This window comes from Streptomyces sp. E-08, assembly GCF_049913095.1.
GTDB lineage: Bacteria > Actinomycetota > Actinomycetes > Streptomycetales > Streptomycetaceae > Streptomyces.
Genome location: NZ_CP183971.1, coordinates 6,361,132 through 6,372,338, shown reverse-complemented (window position 1 = coordinate 6,372,338; position 11,207 = coordinate 6,361,132). Strand labels below are relative to the sequence as shown.

At 70.0% G+C, this 11,207-nt stretch carries 10 protein-coding genes; 2 read left to right on the top strand and 8 right to left on the bottom strand.

Features of this window, described 5'->3' with window-relative positions; all coding sequences use genetic code 11:
- The first annotated feature begins 123 nt into the window (after window positions 1-123).
- Window positions 124-936 carry an AfsR/SARP family transcriptional regulator gene (locus tag ACN9MM_RS29420; RefSeq protein ID WP_426366739.1) on the top strand — a complete coding sequence of 271 codons (813 nt, stop codon included), beginning with the start codon at window positions 124-126 and terminating at the stop codon, window positions 934-936.
- Between the two features lie 76 nt (window positions 937-1,012).
- On the opposite strand, the gene ACN9MM_RS29415 is transcribed toward ACN9MM_RS29420, so the two are convergent.
- The 4 genes from ACN9MM_RS29415 to ACN9MM_RS29400 all read right to left on the bottom strand — a co-directional run bounded on the left by ACN9MM_RS29415 (window position 1,013) and on the right by ACN9MM_RS29400 (window position 4,243).
- Window positions 1,013-1,762: an SDR family oxidoreductase gene (locus ACN9MM_RS29415; RefSeq protein WP_426366738.1), complete on the bottom strand. Its 750-nt coding sequence runs from the start codon at window positions 1,760-1,762 to the stop codon at window positions 1,013-1,015.
- Window positions 1,763-1,838: 76 nt separating this feature from the next.
- Complete coding sequence (locus ACN9MM_RS29410; protein WP_426366737.1) at window positions 1,839-2,495, bottom strand: response regulator; 657 nt, start codon at window positions 2,493-2,495, stop codon at window positions 1,839-1,841.
- A gap of 576 nt (window positions 2,496-3,071) precedes the next feature.
- Window positions 3,072-3,881, bottom strand: coding sequence for a class I SAM-dependent methyltransferase (locus ACN9MM_RS29405; RefSeq protein ID WP_426366736.1), 810 nt, complete (start codon window positions 3,879-3,881; stop codon window positions 3,072-3,074).
- A 101-nt stretch (window positions 3,882-3,982) separates the two neighbouring features.
- Window positions 3,983-4,243, bottom strand: a complete 261-nt coding sequence (locus ACN9MM_RS29400) for an acyl carrier protein (RefSeq protein WP_426366735.1) — start codon at window positions 4,241-4,243, stop codon at window positions 3,983-3,985.
- A 223-nt stretch (window positions 4,244-4,466) separates the two neighbouring features.
- On the opposite strand from ACN9MM_RS29400, the gene ACN9MM_RS29395 reads away from it, so the two are divergent.
- The gene (locus tag ACN9MM_RS29395; RefSeq protein WP_426366734.1) at window positions 4,467-5,471 is read left to right on the top strand and encodes a ketoacyl-ACP synthase III family protein; all 1,005 of its coding nucleotides are present in this window, start codon (window positions 4,467-4,469) and stop codon (window positions 5,469-5,471) included.
- A 99-nt stretch (window positions 5,472-5,570) separates the two neighbouring features.
- On the opposite strand, the gene ACN9MM_RS29390 is transcribed toward ACN9MM_RS29395, so the two are convergent.
- From ACN9MM_RS29390 to ACN9MM_RS29375, 4 genes are all read right to left on the bottom strand, one after another.
- Complete coding sequence (locus ACN9MM_RS29390; RefSeq protein ID WP_426366733.1) at window positions 5,571-6,821, bottom strand: ketosynthase chain-length factor; 1,251 nt, start codon at window positions 6,819-6,821, stop codon at window positions 5,571-5,573.
- Window positions 6,814-8,079: a beta-ketoacyl-[acyl-carrier-protein] synthase family protein gene (locus ACN9MM_RS29385; protein ID WP_426366732.1), complete on the bottom strand. Its 1,266-nt coding sequence runs from the start codon at window positions 8,077-8,079 to the stop codon at window positions 6,814-6,816. Before ACN9MM_RS29385 ends, ACN9MM_RS29390 begins: the two co-directional genes overlap by 8 nt.
- A 99-nt stretch (window positions 8,080-8,178) precedes the next feature.
- Window positions 8,179-9,378: a cytochrome P450 family protein gene (locus ACN9MM_RS29380; protein WP_426366731.1), complete on the bottom strand. Its 1,200-nt coding sequence runs from the start codon at window positions 9,376-9,378 to the stop codon at window positions 8,179-8,181.
- Window positions 9,379-9,702: 324 nt separating this feature from the next.
- Entirely contained in the window at window positions 9,703-11,157 is a 1,455-nt protein-coding gene (locus ACN9MM_RS29375) for an FAD-dependent oxidoreductase (RefSeq protein ID WP_426366730.1), read from the bottom strand.
- Between the last annotated feature and the right edge of the window lie 50 nt (window positions 11,158-11,207).

The following is an 11,207-nucleotide window of genomic DNA, read 5'->3' as shown; positions in this document are numbered from 1 at the left end:
ACACGATCCGACTCGGTCACCGGGGTGGGACCTTCGCCTCGCAGCATTGCCTGCCCGGCAAAGGGATCGGCAGAGTCTGGGTCGAGGCCCGACCCGACGATCACTGTGTGGAGGCATTCGCCCGTGTTGCGATTCCAGGTACTCGGCCGTCTAACCGTCACGAACGACCTGGGCGACTGCACGCCGACCGCGCCGATGGCGCGGCGGGTGCTGGCGCAGCTGCTGCTGTGCTCGAACAACATCGTCATGCTCGACGCGATCATCGACGAACTATGGGGTGACAAACCGCCGAAGAGCGCCGTCCCCACCGCGCAGACGTACATCTACCAGCTGCGGCGCCAGTTCGAGCCGTGGGTGCCGGAGGGTACGGTCGAGCAGGTGCTCGCCACCTGCGGCACCGGCTACCTGCTCCGGGTGGACCCGGAGCAGCTCGATCTGGGGGCGTTCTCCCGTCTGGCTCAGCAGGGGCGCACCGCACTCGCCGCCGGCGATCCGGCCGCGGCGGCGCGGTTGCTGCGACAGGCCCTCGATCTCTGGTCGGGGCCGGCGCTCGCCGATGTGACCGCCGGCCCGTCGATCCAGGCGCACGTCGTCCATCTCACGGAGCAGCGGGCGCACACCGTCGAACTGCGCATCCAGGCGGACGCGATGCTGGGACGGCACCGGGAACTGGTCGGGGAGCTGAAGGCGATGCTGCTGGCCGACCCGCTCAACGAGTGGTACCACGCGCAGCTGATCAAGGCCTTGGCCTCCAGCGGGAGGCGGAACGAATCCCTGATCGCCTACCAGCATCTGCGCAGGACGTTGTCGGCCGAACTCGGCCTCGAACCCTCGGGGATGCTGCGGGAACTGCATCAGGAGGTGCTGGCGGGACGCGACTCCTGGTCGGACTGGGGGGTCTCGGGGAGGCCCCTCGCGGAGCAGCTCACCCGGTAGTCATCGCTCCGCGGACGGGCCACGGCGACGGATCGAGGATCGCCGCGAGGCGATCCTCGATCGTGCCGGTGCCGTGCTACCTGTTGTGGAGGAGCCTGCCGCCGTCGACGACCAGGGTCTGTCCGGTGATCCAGGACGCCTCGTCCGACAGCAGGAAGGCCACGGCGGCACCCACGTCGGCGGGTTCGCCGAGTCGCCTCAGCGGGATGGAGCCGATCACCTTGTCCTCCCGGCCCTCGACGTTCGCCCTGGTGAAGTCGGTGAGGACCGTGCCGGACGCGACGCCGTTCACCCGGACCGCGGGCGCGAGCTCGTTCGCCATCTGCCGGGTGAAGTGGTTCAGCGCCGCCTTCGCCGTCCCGTAGGCCGTGCCGTCGGGAACGGCGAGCTCGCCGGCGATCGAGGAGATGTTGACGACGGCGCCGCCGTGCTCGCCGAGCCAGCCGTGCCAGGCCGCCTGGACCCAGGTCAGCGCGGTCATCAGGTTGATCTCGACCGTGCGCCGGTACGACGCGACATCGATGTCGACCAACCGGCGGACGGTCCGCTCCGTACCGCCGACGTTGTTGACCAGCAGGTCGAGCGATCCGAACCGGTCGACGGCGGTCGCCACCGCGATCCGCTGGTGCTCGGGGTCCTGGGCGTCACCGGCGACGGCGACGGCCCGCCCCTCGCCGAGTTCGGCGGCCGCCTTGCGCAGCTCGTCCTCATTGCGTGAAGTGATCACGACGTTCGCGCCCCGCTCCACCAGCGCGGTGGCGATGCCGAAGCCGAGACCGGTCCGACCGCCCGTCACCAGCGCGGTCTTGCCCTTTAAGCTTGCCACAGTCTGCTTACCTTCCCTCGATCTGCGCCTGCGGTTTCCTGCGTCTTGTCAGCCGGGGCCGTTTCTCCCGGCGGTCTCACCCGGCGCGGGCGATGAGCCCGATGGAAACCGCCTTGTTCACGGCTTCGAGCCGGGAGCGAGCGCCCAACTTCGTGAAAATGGTGCCCAGGTGGCGCTTCACGGTGCCCTCGGCGATGGTCAGTCGCCGCGAGATCTGCCGGTTGCTCATGGCCTTGCTCACCAGGGTCAGTATTTCCATCTCGCGCCGGGTGAGTCTGTCCTGGCAGTTCGCCGCCGAGGCGATGTGCGTCAGTGCCTCGACGGATACGTGGAGCACGATGCGGATGTTGTCCGCGCACACCGCACGGATACTGGACACCAGGTCGTTCCGGCTCGCCGACTTGTTCAGATAGCCCCGGACGCCGCAGTCGAGTAATTGGCGCACCAGCGCCGGATCGTCGGGCATGCTGACGATCAGGATTCTCGCGTTCGGCGATGCGGAGCGGATGGCGTGCACCGTCTCGGTCACCGACTCGTCGGGAATGTTCCCGTCGAGCAGGACGACATCGGGCTGCTCGATCTCGCAGTGCGCGATGCCGGCGGCACCGCTGGCGGCGACGCCGACGACGACCATGTCCGGTTCCACGTTGAGCGCATCGCACACCACCTCGCGCAGCAGCGCGTGGTCGTCGATCAGTACGATCCGCAACCGGCCGGCGCGGTCAGGCTGCATGCCGCGCCCCCGGATCGGGCGGCGGCTCCCACGACGGTGCCGGAATCCCCACCGAGCGGTGCACGGAAAACCTTGCGGACTCCCTCACGGAGCCGAGGCCGATAGGCTCTACCGTTTTCCATTCAAGCTCCCGCTCGGCGTATTGGACCACGAAATCAGCATGTCGTTTCACCGTTAAGGCTTTTGCCGCAACAGCTGCCATAACTCCCCCATATTCGCTGGCGCACGACATACCGTAGCCCGGGGCTCCACTTCCCAACAAGATCGAATCGAGCCGTTTTAACCTTTCTTGGTAAAGGAGTTCAGGGTGGCAAGCCCGGGAGTACATCCGAACGTTGCCCCACCGCTTCGATGCGCGGCTGTTCAACAGGCAGGAACCACCGTGCGGCACCCGGAGGGGGAGTCGAGGAAGTGCGACGCCGGGGATGCACGGTGGCCTGTCCCGGTTTGACCTCCTGTGACCGTTGAAGCCGGTACATGGGCGGTCGGAGCCAGGACGCGCTCCACCGCGGCCGCCCCCCGCCGGAACTCCCGGGGGTTTTTCTTTCGACCCGCCTATTTCCTAGCGGATCGCCTCTACTTCGGCGCCCGGACCACGGTCGTGTACGTATGGTTGGTCACCATCTCGAATTCCGGGTCCAGGAGTTTCTCCCGAATTACGGAGATGTCGGCACCGGTCAGCGACGTCTGGCTCAGCAGAAAAGGCTCCAGCATGCTGGTGTGCAGCCGGGCGAGCCGTGCGGTCGGCGCCCCGCCCTCTCCCGGCGCCCGGAAGTCGCGCACCGTGATGTCCCGATAGCCGGCGGCGGACAGAACGTCCGGCGTACGCGCCGCCCATTCGAAATCCATTCCGGTCTCTCCGGCGAGTTTGTGCACGCCGTCGTGGTATTCCTGGAAGATGCGCGCCGTGTACGCGTCGACAGGGGACTTGATGATCCCCTCGGCGGCGCAGCCGCAATACCAGTCGGTGAGCACCAGCGCGCCGCCCGGCTTGAGATGTGCGGCCAGCTTCGCCGCGACGGTCTCCTTGTCGGCCACGTGCATCAGCACCAGCCGGGCGTGAATGAGGTCGAACTCCGGCTCCGGCCACGGGTCCTCGGTGAGGTCGTGACGGATGGCCTCGATCCGCGGGTGCCTGGGGACGTGCTGCGGCTTGAGGTCGCTGGCCACCACGTGTCCGGATGTCCCCACCCGGGCGGCCAGCCAGCGGGCGACGGAGCCGTCCCCGGCGCCCACCTCCCAGCAACGCCACCCGTGCCCGACCCGTACCTCCTCACCCAGGGTGCGGAAGGTCTCCCGGTTGAGGATCTCGGAGAGCAGGCCGAGCTGCTCGGGTGCTTCCGGGGCGCCGTTGTCGAAGCGTTGCTCGTGCTCTGTGCTGTACATGGTCTTCTCCTTGGTGAGCCGTCCACGCCACCGGCCCCGCGTCCAGGGCCCGTCCTTTCGGATCAGGCCGAACTCGCGGGGCCTGATCCGAAGGACAGGCCCTAGATCGACGCGGGCAGCAGCTCGTTGACCAGTTCGACGAACTGCTTCGGGGTCGAGTTCTTGCTCGCCCTCTCGTCCTCGGGCAGGCCGATGCCGAGCTCACGCTCGACCAGGAGCGTCACCTCCACCATCGCGACGGAGTCATAGCCCATGTCGGCGAACGTGATGTCGGCGATATCGCCGTCCAGGTCGAATCCGTCGTCCTCGCCGGCCGCCTGGCGTATGTGCTCCACCAGGTCCGCCTGAGTGAAAGTCGCCATTGTCGATCCCTTCGTCTCGTGACGTCGGAACCAACATCCCCGGGACGCTTCGACACCCACTCGAGTTCCGGTCGACGGAGGCTCCCGGCATTCGGCCCCGGGACCCTTCGGCGTGCGCACCACGACAAAGCCTCGCCTGGGCCTCGAACGAACCTCCGCCGGGCCTGACGAGCATGACCGGATACGGGAAACCCGAGGCATTCCGATCCGTGGGAGGAACAAGATGAGCGACGGACTCTACATCGCCGCCGCGAGTTCGTGGCTGCCCGAGCGGCTGACGCTCGACGAGGCGGAACAGGCCGGCCTCGCCGACCGGGCACGGGTCTGGAACACCGGCATCGAGTCGGTGTGCGTCTCGCCGGACAAGTCGGCGCCGGAGATGGCGGTGCTGGCGGCACGGGACGCTCTCGGCCGCGCCGGGGTCGGTCCGGAGGACCTGCACCTGGTGCTGCACGCCTGCGCGTACCACCAGGGTCATGACATGTGGCCGGCGGCGTCGTACGTCCAGCGCTTCTGCGGCGGTGGCTCCTGCCCGGCCGTCGAGGTCCGCCAGATGTCCAACGGCGGCATGATCGCCCTGGAACTCGCGGCCGGTCACCTGCGCGCGTACGGCGGTTCGACCGCCCTGGTCACCACGGCCGACCGGTTCAGCCTGCCCGGCTTCGACCGGTGGCGCAGCGACCCGAGCACCATCTGCGGCGACGGCGGCACCGCCGTGGTGGTGTCCACCCGCACCGGATTCGCCCGGCTCCGCGCACTGGTCACGGTCTCCGATTCCGGGCTGGAGCACGGCGGCAGGGGCGAGAGCTTCAGCGACGCGCCGTTGGCCGCGCGGGCGCCGATCGATCTGAACAGCGAGTCCCTGGTGCGCGAACTGGGAGTGGAGGCCCTGCTCCACCGCATCGAAGCGGGGCAGCGGGAGGCGTTCGACCGGGCCTGCGCCCAGGCGGACGTCACACTCGGCGACATCGACCGGTACGTCCTGCCGAATCTGGGCCGGACCCGGATGCGGGCACAGTACTTCGACCCGTTCGGCATCGATCCGGAGCGCTCGACCTGGTCCTGGGGCCGGCGGGTCGGGCACCTCGGCGCGGGCGACCAGTTCGCCGGTCTCGCCCATCTCGTCTCCGAGGGCGCCCTGGAGCCGGGGCAGACGTGTCTGCTGGCGGGCGTCGGCGCCGGCTTCACGTGGACGGCCGGCATCCTGGAGATCATCGCCAGTCCGTGAGCCGGGTGACACCGGGTCGAGGCGCCCGCGCCACCACCGGGCGCCTCGTCCGGACCGACGCCGGTGGCAGCCGTCATGGACGGCTGCCACCGGCGTTCGTCACGCCGCCGTCAGCACCATCGCGGAGTTGATGCCGTCGCTGCGGGCCAGTACCAGAGCGGTGGACACGGCCGTCTCCCTCGCCCGGCCGAGCACCAGGTCGAGCTGGTCGGACCGGACCGGGTCGGTCACGTTGATCATGGGCGGGACGACGCCGTGCCGCATGCTCATCGACGCCGTGGCCACGTCGAGCGCCGGACCGCCGGAGTACAGCCGGCCGGTCATCGTCTTCGGCGCGGTCACCGGAACACCCCGTGGACCGAAGACGGCGGTGATGGCGGCGGCCTCCGCGCGGTCGAGTTCACCGACCCCGGCCGCGTCCGCGAACACGACGTCGACCTCTTCGGGCGCCACGCCGGCGTCCGCCAGCGCGGACTCGATCGCCCGCCGCAGCCCCGGCTCCCGTGCCGAACCCGGCCGCGGGTCGAAGGTGGTGGCGTACCCGGCGATCTCGCTGTACGGCCGGACGCCCCGGCCGCTCGCGTGCCCGGCCTCCTCGACGACGACCATGGCGCCGCCTTCTCCCGGTACGTAGCCGGACGCGGCGGTGTCGAACGGCAGGTAGGCCCGGGTCCGGTCGGCGACCGTGCTCATCCGGCCGGTGGTCAGCTCGATCGTCCATCCGAGCGGGCACATCGCGCTCTCCACCGCGCCGCACATCACCACCGGCAGGCCGTCGGCCACGTACCGGCGGGCCTGCGCCATGGCGTCCAGGCCGCTGGTGTTCCCGGTCAGGACACCGCCGGGACCGTGCCATCCGTGCCGGATGGAGATCTGACCCGTGTTCACCGCGTAGAACCAGGAGAACGAGAGATAGGCGCTCACATGGTCGCTGCCCCGGCTCCAGAGCTTCTCCAGCTCGCGCTGGCTGTACTCGAGACCGCCCGCGGACAGACCGGTGACGATGCCGACCTGGTCCTCCGGGAGGGCGGCGGGATCGAGCGCGGAGTCCCGGACCGCCGCGTCCGCCGCGATCAGGACCAGCCGGGTGGTCTGATCGGTCTGCGGCACCAGCCGGCCGGGGATGTGCGCGCGCACGTCGTAGTCGGGCACCTGACCCGCCAGGGTGGCCGGGTACTGCTCCGGATCGAACCGGGTGATCCGGTCGATGGCGCCCCGCCCGTGGAGTACGGCGTCCCAGTACTCCTCGGCGTCGAACCCGTTCGGCGCGACCACCCCGAGACCGGTGATCACCGCGCGAGGACGCTCCGGCGCCGTGCCGTTGTCGTTCCCCGGAACGTCCCTACTCATCGGATCCCCCCTTGGTCAGCACCATGGCGCTCTGGAAACCACCGAACCCGCTGCCGACCTTGAGCACCGTCCGCAGATCCGCCTGTCGTGCCGTCAGCGGCACGTAGTCGAGACCCAGCTCCGGGTCGGGCTCGTGCAGGTTGGCTGTCGGCGGAACGACACCGGCGTCCATGGCCAGCGCGCACGCCGCGATCTCGATCGAGCCGATCGCGCCCAGCGAGTGCCCGATCATGGACTTGATCGAACTGACCGGCGTCCGGTAGGCGTGGTCGCCCAGAGTGCGCTTGAACGCGTCGGTCTCGTGCGCGTCGTTCTGCTTCGTACCGGAGCCGTGCGCGTTCACGTAGTCGACCTGCTCGGGCACGCGCCCGGCCATCCGCAGCGCCACCTCGATCGCCTTGGCGAGTTCCGGGCCCTCGGTCCGGAGCCCGGTCATGTGGTACGCGTTGGCACGCACATCCCATCCGCCGATCTCCGCGTAGACGCGCGCGCCGCGCTCCCTGGCGTGGTTCAGCTCCTCCAGGACCAGCATCGCGCTGCCTTCGGCGAGCACGAAGCCGTTCCGGGTGCGGTCGAACGGGCGGGACGCGGTGGCCGGTTCGTCGTTGCGCGGCGTCGTCGCCTTGATCGCGTCGAAGCAGGCCACGCAGATCGGTGAGAGGGACGCGTCCGAGCCGCCGGCCAGCATCACGTCGGCGGACCCTTCCCGGATCATCCGCGCCGCGTGGGACACCGACTCGATGCCCGCGGTGCAGCCCGTGGACACCAGGGACACGGGACCCTCCGCCCCGGCCGTCCAGGCCACGTCCGCGGCGATCGACGTCGGGACGAGGTAGTTGTACATGTGCGGCACCGCGTACTCGTGGTCGAGGAGCCACTTGCGGCCGCCGTCGGAGAGCACGTTGTACTCCCGGTCCAGGCTCATCGTGCCGCCGATGGCGCTGCCGACGCTGACGCCGCAGCGATGCGGGTCCGTCTCGGTCAGGTCGAGGCCGGCGTCCGCGACCGCCTCCCTGGTGGCGGCGACGGCGAGCTGCGCGCTCCGGTCCATGCGCCGGATCTCCTGCGCGGAGAAGCCCTCCGCGACCGGGTCGAAATCACACTCGCCCGCGATCCGGGAGCGGAACCCGGACGCGTCGAACAGCGAGATGGTGCGGATGGCCGAGGTGCCGGAGGAGATCAGATCCCAGAACTCCTTGGCGTTTCCACCGCCCGGGGCGCGCACTCCGATACCCGTGATGGCGATCCGGCGGGTCATCGTGCCCTCACCGCTCGCGCGCTGACTGCTGTGTTCGGCATGTGGGTCTCTTTCCTGAGGACGGTCCACGGCGAGTGAACGGAATCGTCGATGCCGGGGTCAGGCATCGAAGGTGACCGGCAGGGCCTCCAGTCCGCGGACCGTGAGGCTCCGCTGCCATCGCAGCTGCTCCTGCGGTACGGACAGCGCGAGGCCGGGCAGCCGGCGCAGCAGTCCGTCGAACGCGATCCGGCCCTCGAGCCGGGCCAGGGGAGCACCGAGGCAGAAGTGCGCACCACGCCCGAAGGCCACGTGCGCGGCGTCCGCGCGGGTGACGTCGAAGTCGTCCGGCGCCGGGAACTTCGCCCCGTCCCGGTTGGCCGATGCCAGGGACAGGAGCACCGGGTGGCCCTTCTCGATGCGCGTGCCCGCCACCTCGATGGGTTCGAGCGGGAACCGCCACGTCGACGTCTCGAACGACCCGTCGTACCGCAGCATCTCCTCCAGCGCCGAGTCCACCAGTTCCGGTCGCTCGCGCAGCAGGGCGAGTTGGTCGGGGTGGCGCAGCAGGGCCAGGGTGCCGTTGCCGATCAGGTTGACCGTCGTCTCGAAGCCCCCGACCAGCAGCAGGGACATCATGGACAGCAACTCGGCCTCGTCCAGCCGGTCGTCGTCGTCCCGTGCCGCGATCAGCGCGTCGACGAGTCCGTCGGCCGGGTCCCGCCGGCGCTTCTCGACGAGCCGGGTCAGGTACTCGAGCAGGTCGCGCAGTCCGACCGGCCGCGCGTCACCGCGGTCCCCCTGGGCGGAGTCGGTGTTCGTCCACCGCCGGAAGTCCTTCGTCCACTGGCGGAACACGTCCTGGTCCGCCTTGGGCACGCCCAGCAGCTCACAGATCACCGTGATCGCCAGCGGGAAAGCGAAGTCGCCGATCAACTCGGCCTGCCCGCGCGGCACGATCGTGTCGAGGAGCCCGTCCGTGATGTGCTGCACCTGTTCACGCAGGCCCTCGACGCGGCGGGCGGTGAAGGCGGTCGAGACCAGCCGGCGCAGCCGGGTGTGTTCGGGCGCGTCCGTGGTCAGCAGGTGCGTCCCGAGCCCGGTCCGGTCCTCCAGCGGTCTCCCCTTGCCCGCCTCCTGCCAGTCGAGCGGGGCGTTGCGCGGGTCCTTGCTCATCCGGGGATCGGACAGCAGCCTCCGCACGTCCTCGTACCGGGTCACCAGCAGTCCGTAGAGGCCCCGGCCCTCCAGGACCTGCCGGACCGGTTCCTCCGCACGTAGCCACGCGTACTCGGGATAGGGATCAGCGCCGAAATCCATCCTCCGCCTCCTCTGCCTCGGTGTTCGGTTCCTGACCGGCCTCGCGTCCCACCCGGACCTGATCCCTGCCGGCCCGGCTCTCACCGTCACGCGGGGAACATCCGCGAACAGGGCGCGCCGAGCGCGCGTTCGCTGGAGGTCGGTGGTCGAGGGATCACATGGCGCCGATGCTCGCGGCAGCGGTTCGAGGCGAGTTCGTGTGTGGTTCGACCCCGGGAGGCGGGGCGTACGGAGACGGTCCGGGCCGCTTCCCCACGCCGAAACGGCATGCGGCCGACACCGGACGCGCCGGTGTCGACCGCATGCCAGGGGTACGGATCCTCGTCAGGCCTTCTGCCGGCACAGGATCCGGTCGAGGACGTCCCGCAGGTGCGCGGTGCTGTGCTCGAGGTCATGGCGCGTGGTGGCCGTGCGCCAGCCGACGAACCCGTCGGGGCGGACGAGCACGGCGCCGTCCTCCTTGATGCCGGCCCCCTCGGCCCACCCTTCGACCGCGTGCGCGGTGATGCCCAGGTTCCGCGCCGCGTCCAGCCAGTGGTCGGCCGCGGTCCCGGTGATCAGGGTGAATCCGTCGACCAGGTCGACCGTGGACCGTCCGTCCGGAAGCCACCGGTGCGGCAGGCGGCTGCCCGGTGCGCCGTCCAGGGCGAGGTTCTCCATGTCGGAGAGCGGTTCCGGGTCGACCACCGCGGCGGAGTCGTACCGGTAGCCGATCACGGGAATCATGATGCCCGCCATGCCCACGGCCGCCCGGTCGGCCGCCCGGCTCGCGTCGTTGTCCCAGTGCAGGTCACGGTGCTCGGCGCGGAGTACGGTCTGTCGCATGGTGAACAGCGCGACCGGCCGGCGCTCGGCCTCGTAGGTGTCGAGCAGGGCGTCACCGCCGGCGGCCAGTTTCCACGCCAGGTTGTGGCCGTCGGCGATACCCACGTTGAGTCCGAGGCCACCGACCGGCGGCACCACGTGTGCCGCGTCCCCCACGAGGAAGACGTCGCCCTGCCTGAACCGGTCGGCGACGCGCGCCGTCGACGACCAGGGCAGCAGGCTGATGATCTCCGGCTCGACGTCGGTGACGCCGGTGGCGTCCCTGATCTGCTGCTGGATCCGCTCGACGGGGGTCTCCGGGTCGCCGTTCGGGATGTGGAAGACCCAGCGGCCGGTCTCGTCGACCTTCAGCAGGATCCCGGACGCCCGCTCGTTGCGCAGGAACGTCATGGACGTCGGCGGGGTGGGCAGTTCCGCGCGGAACAGCACGTTGAGCATGTGCGAACTGCTCAGCGGGCCGGGGCCGGTCACGCCGATGCCGAGCAGGTCCCGCATCGGGCTGCGGACTCCGTCCGCGGCGATCACGTAGTCCGCCGTGACGGTCCTGCCGTCCGCGGTGGTGACGCCGCCGTCCGTCAGCGCGACCACCTCGCTGTCGAAGTCCACCTGGCCGCCGAGCTCCCGCAGGCGTGCCAGCGCGGCCCGGTCGACCCGGTCCTGCGGGCAGCTTCCCAGCTTCGCCGGGCCGATCTCCGGCGGCTCGAACTTGGCCGTGACGGTGGTCAGATCGGCCAGGCTCGTCCCCGTCATGAGGCCCCTGACGAGATGGTCCGTCTCGATGTCGATGCCGGCCTCCCGCAGGATCTCCGCCGACCGGTCGGTGATGCCGAAGGCCCGCGGATGGTCGTTGACCTGTGCCCGGCGCTCCAGCACATGGACCGAGACGCCCTGTCGGGCGAGGAAGACGGCGGTGCACAACCCGACCGTGCCGCCTCCGACGATCACTACGCGCATGCTTGTGTCCCTCCGAGAATGAGAACGGTGATGTCCGCACGGGTACGTCG

What these genes read in the sequence shown, in the direction of transcription:
- ACN9MM_RS29375 (WP_426366730.1), bottom strand. Translation starts at nt 11,157, where the DNA reads ATGCGCGTAGTGATCGTCGGAGGCGGCACGGTCGGGTTGTGCACCGCC.
- ACN9MM_RS29385 (WP_426366732.1), bottom strand. Translation starts at nt 8,079, where the DNA reads ATGACCCGCCGGATCGCCATCACGGGTATCGGAGTGCGCGCCCCGGGC.
- ACN9MM_RS29395 (WP_426366734.1), top strand. Translation starts at nt 4,467, where the DNA reads ATGAGCGACGGACTCTACATCGCCGCCGCGAGTTCGTGGCTGCCCGAG.
- ACN9MM_RS29410 (WP_426366737.1), bottom strand. Translation starts at nt 2,495, where the DNA reads ATGCAGCCTGACCGCGCCGGCCGGTTGCGGATCGTACTGATCGACGAC.
- ACN9MM_RS29380 (WP_426366731.1), bottom strand. Translation starts at nt 9,378, where the DNA reads ATGGATTTCGGCGCTGATCCCTATCCCGAGTACGCGTGGCTACGTGCG.
- ACN9MM_RS29400 (WP_426366735.1), bottom strand. Translation starts at nt 4,243, where the DNA reads ATGGCGACTTTCACTCAGGCGGACCTGGTGGAGCACATACGCCAGGCG.
- ACN9MM_RS29405 (WP_426366736.1), bottom strand. Translation starts at nt 3,881, where the DNA reads ATGTACAGCACAGAGCACGAGCAACGCTTCGACAACGGCGCCCCGGAA.
- ACN9MM_RS29390 (WP_426366733.1), bottom strand. Translation starts at nt 6,821, where the DNA reads ATGAGTAGGGACGTTCCGGGGAACGACAACGGCACGGCGCCGGAGCGT.